Consider the following 16,281-nt stretch of genomic DNA (forward strand, 5'->3'; position numbering starts at 1 on the left):
AAAGCAGCGCGGTGTGACGATCAGGCATGGACACGCGCCAGGAAGGCGCGGACCAGCGGGAGCGCCTCATCGAAATGCGTCTCGAGCAGCCAGTGGCCGGCACCGTCGAGCAGGTGCAGATCGGCATCCGGCAAGTCGCGGCGATAGGCGCGGGCGGCATCGGCTGGCATGTATCCGTCGTGCGGCCCCCATACGACGAGCGTGGGTGGACGATGTTCACGCAAGTACGCCTGGTAGCGCGCGAACCAGCCGAGGTTCTGTTCCAGTTTCTCCATCAGCCCGACGGAGACCTGCCGGCGGACAGGCGTGTCCATGAGCGGCCAATGAAGCTTCCAGAGGTCTGGCGGCACCCGGGCCGCGACCTCGTCCGCCACTTCGCCGATGAACTCGGCGCGGAACCCCTCCTCGCTCACGGCCTCCTCAAGGGGGCGGTGCTTGCTGGGCGTCTTGTCCGCCCACCAGGCCTTGATCGTTGCGTATTTCGGGCCCAGCGCATCCTCATAGATGTCGCCGTTCTGGATAATGAACGCAGCGATCCGCTCCGGGTGGGCGATCGCGTGTCTCAGCCCGATCTGGGAGCCGTAATCGTGCAGCCACAAGGCGTAACGTCCGAGGCCGAGCGCATCGGCGACCCGGCTCAGGACGTCTGCATAGCCATCGAAATCGTAGGCGAACACCGACGGGTCAGGCGTGTCGCTGTACCCGAAACCGGGCCAGTCGAACGCGACTGTCCGCCACCGGTCCGAAAGCGCGGGCATCAGGCGGCGGAACTGGAACGAGGAACAGGGATAGCCGTGCGGTAGAAGCAGGACAGGCGCCTCGGCGGGTCCCGCTTCGCGATAGAAGATCGACGCGCCATTCAAGTCCAGGCGCCGGTGCGCTGGTCCATTCGCCATTCGGGGCTCCCATCGTGCTACACCACCTAAACGCATTTAGCCGGTGTACGTTCCGGGTGCACGAGGTTGAGGCGATGGTTCAGGGATCTCTCGGGACAGTGCTGGACTGCACGCCTCAAGTGCTCGCGTAATTCCCACCCCCGAAGAGAACGATAGCTTCGACGCAGCCAAGGATCGTGCAGGCAAAGTGCTCGACGATGCTCGAGCGATATCGGAGCAGATCAGCCCGGGCTGCGGAGCTTCTGCAATGGACGAAGCTGTTTCCGGGAAAGCCCGACATCCAATGTGCTGGTAAACGGAAGCGTGCCGGTGCTGGTGGTGCCAAAGCCGGCATCAGTGTAGGGCTTACGTCGCACCGCTCCGCTGTTCCGCCGAGCACCCACGCGAGACCGCCGTCTGGCGCCAGGAGAGCTTCATGACCAGTGAAAAAGGCCCGAACATCAAGAAGAAACAGAAATGCAAGAATTGCGAGGGCAAAGGCTTGCTCAAGAAGGGCGACAAGGTCGTGAAGTGCCAGCGCTGTAAGGGTACGGGCGTGCGGTGACGTTGCACTCATGACCGCTGTCGCATGCGGTGGCTCGGCAACCAGCTGCGCACTTCCCACAAGCCGGCCCTGATGTGCGACGGAGCGACCTTCTTGCCTCCCATTCTCCTCCGAGTGGAGAAGGAGAAGCGCGGCCAACGTGCTATCCTCCCCGGGAGCAACACCGGAGACTACCCATGCCAATCAGCGTCAAGCAAATGCTAGAAGCCGCCAACACGGCGGTCCCCAAGATCACGTCGGAACAGGCCGCCGAGATGATCAAAAGCGGCAACACGCTGGTCGTCGACGTTCGCGATGCGCCGGAGGTCGCGGCCAGCGGCAAGATCGCGGGCGCCGTGCATGTCTCGCGGGGGATGCTGGAGTTTCGCGCGGATCCGGAATCGCCCTATCACGACAAGGCGTTCGACAGGAGCAAGGCCGTGATCCTCTATTGCGCGTCCGGCGGCAGGTCGGCGCTGGCCGGCAAGCTGCTGAAGGATATGGGCTACGACAAGGTCTACAATGTCGGCGGCTTCAAGGACTGGACCGGGCCGGTCGAGAAATAGGCATCTCCCGCCGATAGTTCCCTCAAGCAACAACTCGCCCGGTCAATCAGTTGCCGAACAAACTGACGGCGCCGCCCTGCCGGGACTCGTCGCCGCCGAAGGCCATCACCGGCGCTTCGGCGCGCTGCTCCACTTGCGGCAGCGAGTTGCGCCTTGCCGCAGCGAGCCGCCGTGCCTTCCGTTCCGCGGCGCGCTTGCGGCGGTCGCGTTGGTCGGCCTCGGCCTTCCCTGTGTCGGCTTTCTCTACCTTGTCGGCCGACGCTTGCCGCTTGTCAGGCGAGGCCTGTGTCTCCCTTTCCGTGCGGATCGGGGCTGGTGTAGCAGCCGCCGGACCGGATGCGGCCTGTTGTTGCGGCGGCGCCTTCGGCTCGGCCGCCTCGGCTGAAGACGGCAAGACCACGCGAAGAGGCGACGGCGCTTCCGCGGACGCTCTCGACTCGGTGCGGCCCACATCCTTCAGAGCGGAATTCGCCATCATCAGCCCGCTGCCGAAACCCACGCCCAGGATCAGGAAGGTGGTTCCGACGCCGGCGAAAAAAATGCTTCCGTTCGATGGCATGACCGCGTCTCCAGGATTTCACCGAACGAACGCGCAAATCCCGTACCTGTTCCGGGGTCGGGAAAAACATGCAATGCGGTTCCAAAATAAAAAGGCGGTGCCTTGACCATCGATCTTCGGATCAGTGCTGGGCGGCTTCTGCTATTGGCACTTCCCTGGACAACGCGCGTTGCGGTCCTTTCGAGGAGGTGCAGATGACCAAGACCAAAGCTTCCAACGCGCAAGACGCAAAGTCCGTCGCGCAGCCAACGCTCAATCCCGGTGATGACGCCCCGCGTGGGACGACCGGCACCGGTGAGGATGTCTGTCCCGATTGTAACGGCAAAGGGCGGATCGACGGAGCGCCCTGCGCCACCTGCGGCGGGAGCGGCACCGTCGTCAAGGCGATTGGCGGGGCTTAAGCCGGCATGCCGGCTTGGGCCTGCCGATCAAGCTTCATCTTCATTGCAACAATCAGCCTTCGCGCGTGTTTTTCCCGATGGAGACACAGCGAGGCGCGCCATGGACAAGGATCGCGGCAAGGACATCGGCAAGGATATCGGCAAGGATGCCGGACTGACACCTGACGACTTCCCGATCGAAGCCGACAAGGACAAGCTCAAGACTCACAAGGGCGAGCCAGTGGCCTCGGCCGAGTCGGAGCAGATTGCGGAGCAAATGGCCGAACGGCTCAACGAGCATGCTCATCAGGAGGAGCAGGATCGCTGGTCGGCGTGAGGTGCGATGCGATAGGGGTGAATCCTCGCCGCGCTTCAGGTTATCGTTCAAGCAGGATCTGTCGGAGAAGCACTGCGCACTTTTCCGGAACGTCCTGCCGGCGTAATGCCTGGCAAGAGGAACGGAGCAGTGTTGCCGGGAATTAGGCTGCACCGGGGTTTTACAATTCCGGCAATGGCGGCCTCGGCTCGAAGTCCGCCCCCTGACCAGCGCCGAGGCCGCCTGACCCCAGACATAGGAGCGGACATGAAAACCATTGTTCTCGCAGCCCTCATTGCGGCTCTCGCGCAAGCTTCCGCGTTCGCCCAAGGCGGCGCGGGCGCCTCCAGAACCGGATCGAGCATCAATTCGACGGGCACCGGTGGGACGACGGGAGCGGGTGCGTCCAGCCTCAACACGTCGTCGGATAACAATGGCGGCGGCGCAAGCGCACCGGCAAGATCCACGACCGCGCAGCCGGGCAATAACGACCCGCGGCAGACGCAAGGAGGCCAGCAGGCCATGCCGGGCTCCGGCTCCACGGGAGCGAACCGCAAGTAGGATCAAGCGGAACACGGCATCGGGGCGGGCTGCCCGTTTCGCTCGCCCAGCAGCCGCGCGAAGAAGCCCATCAAGGTTGTCCCAGCTCTCCGAAGGCTAGGGCACCGAAGGACCGTAAAGGCGCTTGCTGTCTGCGACGCCGTTCACGCAAGCGAGGCGGATCCACGGTGTCGCTTCCCCCGATCCCGCTCAATCCTCCACCCGGAACAGGCGCCATCGCGCCGGCACGCCCTTGAGCTGATGCACGCCGTGATCCCTGAACTGGATCTCTGATTGCGCCATCAGATCCTTGACGGCGCTCGAGACCAGGACCTCGCCGGCACGCGCTTTGGCGGCGACGCGCGTGCCGATGTGGAAGGCGAGGCCGACCATCTCGCCCCCGCTCACCTTGTATTCGCCCGCATGCAGCCCGACCCTGATGTCGAGCCCCAGCGTGCGCACCGCCTGGCGGATCGCGGTCGCGCAGCCGATCCCGGCCGCCGGCGCCTTGAAGGTCGCCAATATGCCGTCGCCCGTCGTCACGACTTCCTTGCCGCGCGAACTCTTCAGCTCCTTGCGCACAGCGGCGTAATAGTGGCCCATGATTTTGGTCCAACGCGCATCGCCTAGCTTTGCGGCCTTTGCGGTGGAGCCGACGATGTCCACGATCAGGATCGTGGCCAGCGCTTGCCTGAGTTCGGCGCCGCGCTCGGCCGATCGGCGCTGGAGCGCGATCGGTCCGGCCAGCGGTTCATAGCGATGATTGCGCCGCCGGGCGATCGCGGCCTTGGCATAGTCCTGAGCGCGCTGCACCGTGCCGCAGCGAACCGTCTTCTCCTGCGGCAGACGTGTCCAATAGACCCTTCGCCCGTCGCCAGCGCCGTGGACTTCCACGGCGCCCCACTTCAGGAAGACCGCCGAGCCAACCCGCCTGACACACCATGCCTTCGACGTGTACCCCGATACGTTCGACTGATGGACTCCGATGCGAAGGAATTTGGGCATGTACGTGCGCCGATCGAAGGAACGTCTGGACTGGCTGGGCATAAAGCGTAGTCACCAACTGCCGCGTTGACAACAAGACAAGTTGGGAGGCTTGCCTCTCGCCCCGCGGCTGCCACCGCGCGGCCTTCATGCGCGTCACCCCTGATAGGCAAACAGCTCGATCGGATCGCTGAAGCCGCGCACCTCGTGCTTGCCGACGTGCTCCAGCTCAAACCTCGGCTCCACCAGCTCAGCAAAGTCGCGGGACAGCAGCACTGTTCGTCCCAGCTGCTTGGTGAGGGCTTCGAGACGGGAGGCCATGTTGACGGCAGGACCGATCACGGTGAAGTCGAGCCGGCTGGTTGATCCGATGTTGCCGTACATGACGTCGCCGACATGGACGCCGATGCCGTAGTTCAGCGGCGCCCGGCCGGTGCCGTCGTTGCGCTCGTTCAACGCGATCATGGCCTGCCGGGCTTCGGTCACCGCATGCAGCAGGTTCGCGCCGGCGTTGGGCTCGCTCAGCGGGAAGATGGCAAGCAGGCCGTCACCGATGAATTTCAGGATCTCGCCGCCATGCCGCGCGATCGGCTCGGACATCGCGTCGAAATAGTCGTTGAGCAGATCGATGACGTCGTCGCGCGGCCAGTTGTCGGAGATCTTGGTGAAGTCTCTGAGATCGCAGATCATGATCGCGGCGCGCACCGTCGTGCCGGTGCCGCGCCGGGTCGCGCCCGCCAGGATGAGCTCGCTGGCGTGGGAGCCGACATAGGTCTCGAGCAGCGTCCGTGCCAGGCGGTTCTTGATGCGGATCTCGCTGACCAGCGCCAGCACAGGCAGTATGTTCTTGAGGGCAGCGACATGGGCTTCGTCGAAACCGCCGGGCCGGTCGGTCGCGAAGGTGACGAGATGGCGCTTGCCGAGCGTGTGATAGAGCGGCCAGGCTACATAGTCGGTCAGGCCTTTCGCCCGCATCTCGTCGTAGAGCGCGTGCTTGCGGCCGAGCGAGGGGTCCCGTTCGAGATTTTCGCGCACCTCGGTTGCACCGTCGAATAGTTCATTGGCAGGACTGCCGATGTATTCGGACCGCTCGCGGACATCGTAGTCGACCCGCGCGAGCTCCGCCTCGCGGACGCCGTCGGACCACAAGAAGCGGCCCCCAAGCCATTGCGGGTGCTGGATGAGCACGTGAAGCGTCGACCGCGCCAGCGGAATGCCGGCCTGCTGAAGCCGGATGCACATCTCGGCAAAAATGTTGTCGAGGAAGCGTTCGTCGCGCGTGCCGTTGGTCAGCCAGGCGACGACGCCGTCGGACAGCGTGGCGGATCTTTGGTCTGGCGCGGTCATATCCTGCCCTTCAGCGGCGGTCTGCATCAGGGCAGATATCGTGCTCCGGCGCTACGGCGTCAACCTAGCCAGTTGCATGGATTGTGCGCACCCGCGACAGGCGCGGCGCCGCCTAGCCGAGGAGCCGGATCGACGCCAGCACGGCCAGACCAGAGACGAGCGTGAGCCCTGAGGCCGTGGTGAGCTCGACCTTCAGCGTGTCTTCGTGCGAAAGTGAAAAATCCTCAAGCCCGAGGCGGACGCGGCAATCGCCGCGCGCGGCGTAAACCAGGTGCGTGCCGGCGGCAAGCTGCCGGTCACCGGGTTCGCGGAGTGCCGTAAGCGCGATCTCGGCAGCCCCGCGCCGCGCCATCAGGTTCACGACCTCGACGGGCCCTGCCTCGAGCGCGGTCACGATCTCCGTCTCGCCGGTGAAGCGCACCGTCGTAAAAGGTTCACGCTCGTCGAAATCCTGCGCGGGCGATTTCAGCACCAGACCGCGGCCATTGATGACCATCTGGAGACGATCGATGCCAGGCATATGGGAGAACGGACCGGGCGCCACGATCGGCGTCGAGGCAAAGCGCCAGAGCAGGCTGTTCCAATCCCTCGCCGGCGCGTCTTCGCGCCAGGTCCCAGCGATGTCGGTAAAGATTCCGCCGCCGTTCTTCCACGGCGAGCGGGTGTAGTCTTCAGGCTTGAGCAGTGTGGTTTTCATGTCCACATCATGGGCGAAATCGGCAGACTTCGCCAACCGATTTCCGCTTCAACGGCCGGCGGCCGCGACTCGGGGTCTATGTCACTATTTCGACGTCAAAGCCGCCACGGACTGCCACGTCGCACCAGGCGAGGCCGCGGCGAGCTGCCGGCAGCGATCGGACATCAGCGCCGCCGGACGATCGTGACCGCGCTGCTTCAACACGGCTTCGAAATCGGCCAGCGCATCGGCGAACCGGCGCGCACGATAGCTGGCAAGGCCTCGCTCGTAATCAGCGATCCAGGACGCCCCGTCGGGTGTGTCATCATTGACGATACCGATCAGCTCGTGGACGGAGAGTCCCTCCTCCCGTCCGTAGACCGCGATGCTGTCGACCTCGCGGGTGACGACCGCGCCGCGCGCCAGGCGTTCGGTGGTCTCGCCGATCAGGATCTGTGTGCCATAGGACTTGTTGGCGCCTTCGAGCCGGCTGGCGACGTTCACGGCATCGCCGATCACGGTATAGTTCAGCCGCAGCTCCGAACCGATATTGCCGACCAGCATGCGGCCCGAATTGATGCCGATCCGGATCTGAAGTGGCTGACCGAGGTCGTCGGCGAGGCCCGATTCGTCGATCGCGCTGCGGCAGGCAAGCGCGGCGCGGCAGCATCGCGCGGCGTGATCGCCTTGCGGCTGCGGCGCACCCCAGAACGCCATCACGGCGTCGCCGATGAACTTGTCGATGGTCCCGCCATTGGCGACAATGATCTCCGAGGTGACATCGAGATAGCGCGACAGCAGCGGCACCACGCGATCGCCCAGCCGCTCGGACAGTCCGGTGAAGCCGGCGATGTCGATGAACATCACGCTGAGCTCCTGGACGTGACCGCCGGGCTTCGCCTCGACGCCCTGGCGCAGCAAGTCGCGAACGAGATCGGCCGGGATGAATTTTCGGAATGCGGAGAGCCCGGCCGCCATCTCGGCAATCGCGCCCGACAGGCTCGCAATCTCCTTCAGCCGTGATGGATGGCGACGGACCTGCTCCAGCGCAAAGGCCTCGACATGACGAAGCTCGCCGACGACGCGCGACAGCGGCGCGGCGATGACGGAACGCGCCAGCATCGCCGTGGCCAGCGCCGCGAGCACCGCGCCGACCGCAAGACCGAGGATCAGGCGGTGCAGCGTCGTCTCGACCGGTCCGAGAAATTCAGCCTCGGGGATCACGGTAGCGAGCGACCAGCCGGGAAACGGCAGCGGCGTCAGCGCGACCTCGTAGGCTGCGCCGCCGGACGTTAGCCGGCTCCGCCACGCTTCCTTGCGGCCGGCCTCCCCCGCCTTCTCGAGCGCTGTGCGCGCGACCGGCAGCAGCGTCATGTCGCCGCGCCCCGGATGGAGCTCGTCGGCCTCCTTGTCCGGCGCCGCGACGAGCTCGCCGCTGCCATCGACGATGAAGGCCGTCCCCGTGCGCCCGACCTCGAGCTGCGACAGGAAGCGCGCAAGCCTCGTGTATTCGATGATGACGGCCAGAACGCCTTGTCGCTCCTGATAGACGTCGATCGGTCCCGCGAACGCGATCGACGGCCGCTCGCCGGTCGCGTGGTCCATGACCCTGAACCATTGCGGATCGTCCGCGCTCAGCCCGGCCTTGAACCAGGCCTGATCGGCGACACGGAATGAGGTCGGCTCGAAGCGGCGATTGGCGAATTCGATGTCGCCGGGCACGACGTCATATTCATCGACGCGGCGCTGGCCTGGATGGTCGGTCAGCGAGATCTCCATCATTTCCAGTCGGCGATCACCGAGCTTGTGCGCGGCGAAGAAGGAGCCGTCGGGCCAGCCGAAAGCGACCCAGGAAATCGTCGCCTGCGACTGCAATTGCGACAGAAACACGAACTCCCGCTTGTCGGCCTCGCGGGTGTCGAGCACATTCTGCAGGAACAGCGTGCGGATCGCGGTGTGCGCGGCGCGCGCCTCGTCGACGATGGCCGAGACCTCCTTGCGCACCGCGGCCACGATCTGCTCGTTGATCGTCGAGGCGAGTTGCCGGCTGGTCGCCTCCGCCGTGCGCCACCACAACAGGCTCGAGAGCGCGGCCGTCAGCAGGATCGCAGCCAGCACCAGCGCGGATACCACGAGGCGGATGCTGACCGTCAATCTTGCGATCGCCTTAAGCCGTCGTTCGGGATCGCCCATCATTTGCTGTCTTCGCCTGCCGGTCCACGCCAGCCACTAACATTGCTCTACGCTGCCGGCGCTCGCTCGTTACGTCTGGCAGGAACGGGCGAGCGCCGCCAATGCCCGGGGGCTACCGTTTCGATAGGCGCTAGGCATTGGCTTTGAGCGGACGCTTGCCCGCTAATGCCGGTCCAAGCGCACCGGCGGTGCGCCCGATCAATCGGTCTCACGGGTTCGTGAACAGCCTGGCGGTAACGCGGTCTGTGCGCGCCGCGAAGGAGACCATGCACGCATCCCCGCCAGGGCGATGCCATTTCGAACAGGAGAACTCCGATGTCCGCCAAGCATGCCGTTACCTCGCTCGTCCTCGCCGGCGCCCTCTCGACCGCGCTCGCGACCCTCGCTGCCGCTGGCCCGCTGACCAAGGCCGAGGGCGAAGCTGCCGTCGCCGCCAAGAAGGAGAAGTGCTTCGGCGTCGCGCTGAAGGGCCAGAACGACTGCGCGGCGGGACCGGGCACGACCTGTCAGGGCACCTCGACCATCGATTTCCAGGGCAACGCCTGGAAGTTCGTGCAGGGCGGCACTTGCACCAGCATCGAGCTGCCGGGCGGCAAGAAGGGTTCGCTGAAACCGGTTTAACGGCCGGCGCGACGTCACCAGGACGCACGAACGGAGCAGCATGATGAGCACGGTGATCGAGCCGACCCGACCAGCAGCCATGCCGCTCCGCTTCTCAACGCCCATCGGTGGCGTTGCCGGGACCAGCTTCAAGCCCGAGCATCTGCCTGATATCCTCGAGGCAGGACCTCGGCGTGGCTTCTTCGAAGTCCACGCCGAGAATTACATGGGCGACGGAGGTCCGCCGCATCGCGCGCTGGAGGCGATCCGCCGCGATCATCCCCTGTCCCTGCATGGCGTCTGCATGTCGATCGGCGGACCCCGGCCGCTCGACAAGGCGCATCTGGCACGTTTCCGCGGCCTGGTCGCGCGCTATCAGCCCGCCCTGGTCTCCGAGCATCTCGCCTGGTCCACCCATGAGACCAGCTTCTACAACGATCTTTTACCCCTGCCCTACACGGAAGCGACGCTGGCTTGCGTCTGCGATCACATCGACCAGATGCAGGAGGCGATCCGCCGTCCGCTGCTGCTGGAGAATCCGTCGACCTATGTCGCCTTCCGCGACTCCTCGATGCGCGAGACCGAGTTCATCCGCGCTGTTGCAGAGCGCACCGGCTGCGGGCTGTTGCTCGACGTCAACAATGTGTTCGTCTCTTCAACCAATCAGGGATACTCGGCGCTCGACTACCTCGCGGACTTCCCGCTGTCGCGCGTCGGAGAAATTCATCTTGCGGGCCATGCCGAGCAGGCCGACGATGAAGGTGATCTGCTGTTGATCGACAGCCACGACGGCCCTGTCGCAGACGCCGTCTGGAAGCTCTACCAGATCGTGATCCGCCGCCGCGGCGCGGTGCCGACGCTGATCGAGTGGGACAGCAAAATTCCGGCCTGGCCGGTCTTGCAAGCGGAAGCCCTTGCCGCCCAGGCGATCCTCGACCGTCATCAGTCCGCCGCGCCGGAAGGAGAGCGTCATGCGGCCTGAAGCGGGTTTGTGTTTCGCCGCTTCGTTTGCACCGGCGTTGCTGGATCCGGCGCGCGGCACGCCCGAGGTCGTGACCGGCCCGCACGGCAAGGGGGCCAGCCGGCGTTATGATGTCTACCGCAACAACGTCACCGTCAGTCTGATCGACGCGCTGGCCGCGGTCTATCCGGCGGTGCAGCGCATCACCGGTGCCGAGTTCTTCCGCGCCATGGCGCGCTTCCATGTTCGCAGCAATCCGCCGACCTCGCCGCTGCTGTTCGAGTATGGCCACAGCTTTCCGCAGTTCATCGAAGCTTACGAGCATGCGCAGACAATGCCCTGGCTCGCCGACGTCGCGCGTATCGAGCGGGCCTGGCTCGACGGCTACCATGCGCGGGACGCCGCCCCGCTGTCGGCGGCGTCGCTCTCCTCGATCGCCCCGGAACGGCTGGCTGAAATCGTGCTGACGCCGCATCCGGCGATGCGGATCGTCCGCTCGCCATTTGCCGCCCTGACGATCTTCGCGGCCAACCGCGATGAAGCACCCAGCGCGCGCATCGATGCATCCATAGCCGAGGACGCGCTGATCACACGGCCCGATTTCGAGGTCGCGGTGCGGCATCTGCCGCCCGGCGGCGCCGTCTTTGCCTGCTGCCTGGCGTCCGGCCAACCGCTGGGCGAAGCCGCGGGCGCGGCGCTCGAGGCGGCCGCAGACTTCGACATTGCCACGAACATCGCCGGCCTGATCGCGGCCGGCGCATTCACCTCGCATGCTCTCGGAGATGCACGATGATCACGGACCAACGCATTGCGACAGGCGGCAGTCTGCCCTCACTGGGGCTGCTCATGGACAAAGCCAATCTGCTCGTGCAGACGATCGCCGCTCCATCGCTGGTCCAGTTCGTGCTTCGCCTCGCGCTGGCCGTGCCGTTCTGGCGCTCGGGCATGCTCAAATGGGGCGGCTTCCTGCGACTCAACGACACTGCGGTGACGCTGTTCAGCGACGAGTTCATGCTGCATCTGCCCGGCGGGCCCTATCACTTTCCGGCCCCAGCCGTGATGGCCTTCCTGTCGGGCTGTGGCGAGATCATGTTTCCGATCCTGCTGGTATTGGGCCTCGGCACACGGTTTGCCGCGCTCGGGCTTCTGTTCATGACTGTCATCGTCGAATTCACCGTGCCCGACGGCTGGCCGATTCACCTCACCTGGGCGGCGATGGCACTTGGCCTCATGGCTTATGGGCCCGGACACATCTCGCTCGACCATCTCGTCTGTCGCGCGCGATCGCGGACGCAATAGGGACGCGCAAGTCCGTAAACCGGATAGGGCGCAGCGCAATTCAGGGGAGGCTCGCAGGGCGAGACGTTCCCGGATGACACTTTCGCTTCCGTCCGGGCTACGGTCAGCCGTTCATTGCCCGATCGCGCCGCTATCCACCGCGAGCGTCTGCGCGATCCAAACCGCGCAGGACCGGCGGGGTTCAAGTCTCCACTGGCGCGGTGAAGCCGCAATGTGTGGTAACATGCGCCCCGCATTCGAACCTGCAGCGAGGCAAACATGTCCGACACTGACAAGGTTTTCGCCGGCTCGATTCCAAAAATCTATGACGAGTATCTCGTCCCGATGATCTTCTCCGTCTATGCGGAGGACATCGCAAGACGCGTCGCCGCCCGCGCTCCTGCCGTGCTGCTCGAGATCGCCGCGGGCACCGGCGCAGTGACACGCGCCGTGGCAGCGGCGTTGCCGCGCGGCATTCGTTATGTCGCGACCGATCTCAACGAGCCCATGCTCGCGGTCGCCGCGCAGCGCCAGGCGGACGACGATCGCATCAGCTGGCGCCAGGCGGACGCAATGGCCCTGCCCTTCGGCGACGTCGAGTTCGACGTGGTCTGTTGCCAGTTCGGCGCGATGTTCTTTCCCGATCGCGTCAAGGCTTACGGAGAGGTGAAGCGAGTCCTGAAACCGGAAGGCACGTTCGTGTTCAACGTCTGGGATCGGATCGAGGACAATGTGCTGACGCATGAAGTGACGATCGCGCTGGAGAGACTGTTTCCCGACGACCCGCCGCGCTTCATGGTCCGCACGCCGCACGGCTATTACGACAAGTCCGTCATCAGAACCGACCTCGAACGTGCCGGCTTTCGCGACATCTCGATCGAGACGCGACCTGAAATCAGTCGTGCGCCATCGCCCGAATACGTCGCGCGCGCCCTCTGCCAGGGCACGCCACTGCGCAGCGAGATCGAGGCCAGGGATGCCAGCAAGCTTCAGGCTACGACCGACAGCGTCGCCGAGACGATCCGGACGCGTTATGGCTCCGGAGCGCTGGAAGGCAAGATTCAGGCTGTGGTGATCGAAGCGCGTCCATAGTTTCAGGGCGCCGCTCCAGGCGCCGTCCTGCGTCCTACCACCAGTTTCGCTGCATCGGCTGCGTCGACTGGTAGTATTGGTACTGGCCACGCTGCCGGCGCGGATTGGCCTGCTGTACGTAGGGATCACGCTGGTAGAAGAAGCCGAAGCCGTTGCCGCCATTGTCCCAGCCGTCATCGCTGGCGATCATGGCCGGCGCGGTCGGCTTGCGGGTGATGAAGCCGCCTTGCGGCTGATCGCTCAGCACCGCGACGAATTCGGTCCGGTAATTGGTTTCGGCGCTCAGCGGCTCGTCCGAGATGATGATCGAGGAGCGCGGCAATGCGGTCGGCCCGATGCGATCCCACACCTCCTGCGGGATGGTGATGCGGTCAAGTGCATTGCGGGCCTCGTCGCCGTTCTCGATCGTGACCACGCTCCAGCGCAGGCCCGTGTCGGTCTTGGCCATCGCCGTGAAGATGTGGGTGCCCAGCGGCTGCTCGGGATTGCGGATCGTGACGGGGACCTCGATGCTGGTGTCGAACACCTCGCCGCCGCCGTCGGGCGCCGGCTTGTGGGTGTTGCGCCGGACGTAGAGCTTCTGCGTCGAGCGGCTGATGTAGACCGAAACCGGCTCGCCCGCGAGCTTTGCGTCGGTCGCTGCCTTGACGGCGTCGGTCTTTTTGGCCGCAGCAGCCTTTGCGGCGTCCTTTGTCGCGGCCACGGCATCGCGCTTCGGCTGCGCGGCGGCCTTGGCGGAGTCGAGCTGCGTCGCCGCGTCGGCGGCCTTGGTCACCGCCTTCTGCTTCAATTCCTCGGCCTTGGCACGGGCCTGATCGTTCTTGGCATTCGCGAGCGTCTTGTCGGCGAAAGCGAGTTCGGCATCGGCGCGGGCCTTCTGCTGCTCCAGCTTGCGCAGGGCGGCAGGGAGCGAAGCAGCTTCCTTTGCGGCAGCGGAAGCAGCCTTCTTGGCGTCGTCGGCAGCCCTCGTCGCCTCCTCGGCCTCGAAGGAGAGCTTGTCGGCCTGCTTCGGCACTGCCGCAATCGCCTCCCGCTTCGGCACGAACAGCGACGGATGAGAGATCTCAGTCGGGACCGTATCGTGGGGCGAGATGATCACGCGCATACCGATATAGGTCTTGTCAAACAGGTTCTCGGCAAAGCCGAATGGCATGCGCACACAGCCGTGCGAAGCGGCATAGCCGGGCAGTGGTCCGCCATGCAACGCGATACCATTCCAGGTGATGCGCTGCATGTTCGGCATCCAGGCATCGTCATACATGGTCGAGCGATGGTCCTTGTCCTTCTCGACGATGGCAAAGACGCCGGCCGGCGTCTCGCGTCCCGTAGTCCCGGTCGACACCGGAGCGCGGAGGATCCAACCGTCGGCATCGTAGAAAGTGACCTGCTGGCTCTTGATCGACACGATTGCCATGATCGGCTCGCCGGCCTGCCGCTGCGCCACCGCCTCGGCCGGCTGGCGCGCCTGCTTGGCCGCCCCGGCGGGGGTCAGGGCGGAAAACGCGACCATCACCGCCAGCGTCAGAAGTCCGGGAGGGCCCCAACGCCGCATCGCCAAGGTGGATTGCGCCGTCGTCAGTCGGTTTATCATGCCATCCTCGGTCGAAATGCGGGTCCGCTTGGACCGGTAACACGTCAATTGCGATCTCTGGATTAAGAAATCGCAGCCGCCCTACGTTCCGTCTGTGGCGATATTCGGCCGTTCCGGCGACACGTCTCTCATATACGACGGCCTGGGCAGGCGGAAGAGCGGTTAACAGCCGGGCTGATCCGAGGCTGGTGGTCTGTCGCTGCGGCAGAATGTCCGCCTCTGCCGGGTGGACGAGGCCCACGTCTCAACGAAGGCGCGTTAGACGCCCACGGCCTTACGGTTGAAGGTCCGCAGGAAACGTAGCGACAGCGTCCGGACATTGGCGACGTTGAGGAGCCAGGCGGTTGCGACATAAGCAAGGCCGCCGGCGAGGCTGACGATGACGAGCGCCACGAGGCCGGTGCCGCCCGCTTGCGATCGCGCCAGCAGGATCGCGGCCGCCATCACGGCTGCGGAGACCGCAACGCCGGCAAGACGGCTGAGGTCGAACGGGACCGGATGGGCGCGATGCATCAGGACGACGGCAACGAGAAGGCCGATCGCCTCGGTTGCCAACGTAGCCAGCGCCGCGCCGTAGATGTCATAGCCGGCGACCAGCACGACCATCAGGACGACGCTGACCACCAGCGTGAGAAAGGATTGCGCCGCCAGCATGAAGGGCCGCTCGGCGAGTTGGAAGCTGATCTGGACGTAGAACTGATTGGCGATACCGAAGAAGCGGGCAAGCACCAGGGTCGGCAGCAGCGCCGATACGCCGGCGCGGAAGTCGAGGCCGACGAGGGTCCCGGCGACCTGATCCGCAGCTAGCGCGAGCCAGATCGCAACGGGCGTGACAACGACGAGCAGGAGCTCGAAGCTCTCGGTCAACCGCTCCCGCGTCGTCTCCTTGTTGTTCTCGGACAAGGACCGGAACACCAGCGGCACGGTCGCCGCGGCGACGCTCGATGCAATCATGACCATGAACTGGCGCGGCAGGTCAGCGGCGACGCCGAAGATGCCGGCGGCATCCTTGCCGAGCAAGTAAGCGACGATGAGCCGGTCGCAGGCCGAATAGACCGCAACGGACAATCCGGCCAGCGTCAGCGGCAGGCCGTAGCGGGCCAGCTGCATGAACTGGTTGCGTTGGAAGCGCGCGATCCTGGTGCGGTCGCCGACCAGGTTCAGGATGATTCCGGTGAGCGAGCCCAGGCCGAACGCGGCAAGCAGCCCCAATCCACCCCAGCCGAGCCAGATTCCGAACAGGCCAAATCCGACGCTCGACACGCTGCGCACGATCGAGATCGCGGCAAACCGGTAGGGCCGCAATTTGGCGCGTTCGAACTCCTGGCCGACATCGACGGCATTGGCCATGATCGCGACGAACATGCTGGCAAGCAGCAGCTCGACACTGACGTCGCTGCGGAACAGGAAGACCAGGGGGGTCGCGGCGCAGAGCACCGCGGCGGTGAGGGCGAAGGCAACCATCGCAGTGCCACGAAAATCCACGTCCGCCGACATCGCCTGATAGCGGGACACCGACAGCTTGATCCAGGCGAAGAAGATCGCGCCCAGAATGCCGGCGAGGCTGATGCCGACGACATAGACGCCGTACTCCGCCGGGCTCAGCAGGCGCGTATAGGCCGTGACAGCGAAGAAGCCCACCGCCGCAGGCAGGATGTAGGCGACGAGATAAATCGAGAAATGGCGGTTCAGCATGCGAGCACGGGACCGGCGGTCTTGCGAGTGTGACGGCCGTTCATCAATGGGACCATGGCGGGGCGGACGAACTGCGCCGCAGCA

18 protein-coding genes are annotated in these 16,281 nt (G+C 65.2%); 10 read left to right on the top strand and 8 right to left on the bottom strand.

The genetic code is table 11. The features are described from left to right. Positions 1–20 precede the first annotated feature (20 nt). Positions 21–896 (bottom strand): alpha/beta hydrolase, encoded by an 876-nt coding sequence (locus tag IVB28_RS26410; protein ID WP_247530064.1) that lies wholly within the window; start codon positions 894–896, stop codon positions 21–23. A 415-nt stretch (positions 897–1,311) separates the two neighbouring features. Between IVB28_RS26410 and IVB28_RS29445 the strand changes: the two genes are divergently transcribed. Together IVB28_RS29445 and IVB28_RS26415 are read left to right on the top strand one after the other, a co-directional pair. Beyond that, on the top strand, positions 1,312–1,440 hold the full coding sequence (locus IVB28_RS29445) for a hypothetical protein (protein ID WP_007600646.1): 129 nt from the start codon (positions 1,312–1,314) through the stop codon (positions 1,438–1,440). 176 nt (positions 1,441–1,616) lie between these two features. Then, positions 1,617–1,985, top strand: a complete 369-nt coding sequence (locus tag IVB28_RS26415) for a rhodanese-like domain-containing protein (RefSeq protein WP_247530065.1) — start codon at positions 1,617–1,619, stop codon at positions 1,983–1,985. Between the two features lie 46 nt (positions 1,986–2,031). Here the strand turns inward: IVB28_RS26415 and IVB28_RS26420 are convergent, their stop codons facing one another. Next, positions 2,032–2,544, bottom strand: a complete 513-nt coding sequence (locus tag IVB28_RS26420) for a hypothetical protein (RefSeq protein WP_247530066.1) — start codon at positions 2,542–2,544, stop codon at positions 2,032–2,034. A gap of 194 nt (positions 2,545–2,738) precedes the next feature. Here IVB28_RS26420 and IVB28_RS26425 point away from each other — a divergent pair, with 194 nt between their 5' ends. From IVB28_RS26425 to IVB28_RS26435, 3 genes are all read left to right on the top strand, one after another. After that, the gene (locus IVB28_RS26425; RefSeq protein WP_247530067.1) at positions 2,739–2,945 is read left to right on the top strand and encodes a hypothetical protein; all 207 of its coding nucleotides are present in this window, start codon (positions 2,739–2,741) and stop codon (positions 2,943–2,945) included. Positions 2,946–3,081: 136 nt separating this feature from the next. Next, positions 3,082–3,261 (top strand): hypothetical protein, encoded by a 180-nt coding sequence (locus IVB28_RS26430; protein WP_247530173.1) that lies wholly within the window; start codon positions 3,082–3,084, stop codon positions 3,259–3,261. A 246-nt stretch (positions 3,262–3,507) separates the two neighbouring features. Then, on the top strand, positions 3,508–3,801 hold the full coding sequence (locus IVB28_RS26435) for a hypothetical protein (protein WP_247530069.1): 294 nt from the start codon (positions 3,508–3,510) through the stop codon (positions 3,799–3,801). 189 nt (positions 3,802–3,990) lie between these two features. On the opposite strand, the gene IVB28_RS26440 is transcribed toward IVB28_RS26435, so the two are convergent. The 4 genes from IVB28_RS26440 to IVB28_RS26455 all read right to left on the bottom strand — a co-directional run bounded on the left by IVB28_RS26440 (position 3,991) and on the right by IVB28_RS26455 (position 8,983). Then, positions 3,991–4,785, bottom strand: coding sequence for an adenylate/guanylate cyclase domain-containing protein (locus tag IVB28_RS26440; RefSeq protein ID WP_247530071.1), 795 nt, complete (start codon positions 4,783–4,785; stop codon positions 3,991–3,993). A 135-nt stretch (positions 4,786–4,920) separates the two neighbouring features. Next, positions 4,921–6,111: an adenylate/guanylate cyclase domain-containing protein gene (locus IVB28_RS26445; RefSeq protein ID WP_247530073.1), complete on the bottom strand. Its 1,191-nt coding sequence runs from the start codon at positions 6,109–6,111 to the stop codon at positions 4,921–4,923. Between the two features lie 112 nt (positions 6,112–6,223). After that, positions 6,224–6,808 carry a HutD family protein gene (locus IVB28_RS26450; RefSeq protein ID WP_247530074.1) on the bottom strand — a complete coding sequence of 195 codons (585 nt, stop codon included), beginning with the start codon at positions 6,806–6,808 and terminating at the stop codon, positions 6,224–6,226. A gap of 84 nt (positions 6,809–6,892) precedes the next feature. After that, the gene (locus IVB28_RS26455) at positions 6,893–8,983 is read right to left on the bottom strand and encodes an adenylate/guanylate cyclase domain-containing protein (protein WP_247530075.1); all 2,091 of its coding nucleotides are present in this window, start codon (positions 8,981–8,983) and stop codon (positions 6,893–6,895) included. Between the two features lie 312 nt (positions 8,984–9,295). Between IVB28_RS26455 and IVB28_RS26460 the strand changes: the two genes are divergently transcribed. The 5 genes from IVB28_RS26460 to IVB28_RS26480 all read left to right on the top strand — a co-directional run bounded on the left by IVB28_RS26460 (position 9,296) and on the right by IVB28_RS26480 (position 12,911). Then, positions 9,296–9,601, top strand: coding sequence for a DUF2282 domain-containing protein (locus IVB28_RS26460; RefSeq protein WP_247530076.1), 306 nt, complete (start codon positions 9,296–9,298; stop codon positions 9,599–9,601). A gap of 43 nt (positions 9,602–9,644) precedes the next feature. Next, positions 9,645–10,562 carry a DUF692 domain-containing protein gene (locus IVB28_RS26465; RefSeq protein WP_247530077.1) on the top strand — a complete coding sequence of 306 codons (918 nt, stop codon included), beginning with the start codon at positions 9,645–9,647 and terminating at the stop codon, positions 10,560–10,562. After that, positions 10,552–11,334 (top strand): DNA-binding domain-containing protein, encoded by a 783-nt coding sequence (locus IVB28_RS26470; RefSeq protein WP_247530078.1) that lies wholly within the window; start codon positions 10,552–10,554, stop codon positions 11,332–11,334. Before IVB28_RS26465 ends, IVB28_RS26470 begins: the two co-directional genes overlap by 11 nt. Further along, complete coding sequence (locus tag IVB28_RS26475) at positions 11,331–11,840, top strand: DoxX family protein (RefSeq protein ID WP_247530079.1); 510 nt, start codon at positions 11,331–11,333, stop codon at positions 11,838–11,840. The genes IVB28_RS26470 and IVB28_RS26475 overlap by 4 nt, the downstream gene beginning before the upstream one ends. Before the next feature lie 258 nt (positions 11,841–12,098). After that, on the top strand, positions 12,099–12,911 hold the full coding sequence (locus tag IVB28_RS26480) for a class I SAM-dependent methyltransferase (RefSeq protein WP_247530080.1): 813 nt from the start codon (positions 12,099–12,101) through the stop codon (positions 12,909–12,911). A gap of 34 nt (positions 12,912–12,945) precedes the next feature. Here IVB28_RS26480 and IVB28_RS26485 read toward each other — a convergent pair whose 3' ends face one another. Then, positions 12,946–14,502 carry a L,D-transpeptidase gene (locus IVB28_RS26485; RefSeq protein ID WP_247530082.1) on the bottom strand — a complete coding sequence of 519 codons (1,557 nt, stop codon included), beginning with the start codon at positions 14,500–14,502 and terminating at the stop codon, positions 12,946–12,948. A 258-nt stretch (positions 14,503–14,760) separates the two neighbouring features. After that, on the bottom strand, positions 14,761–16,197 hold the full coding sequence (locus tag IVB28_RS26490) for an oligosaccharide flippase family protein (protein ID WP_247530084.1): 1,437 nt from the start codon (positions 16,195–16,197) through the stop codon (positions 14,761–14,763). Positions 16,198–16,281: the final 84 nt, after the last annotated feature.

The organism is Bradyrhizobium sp. 199 (assembly GCF_023073355.1).
Lineage (GTDB): Bacteria > Pseudomonadota > Alphaproteobacteria > Rhizobiales > Xanthobacteraceae > Bradyrhizobium.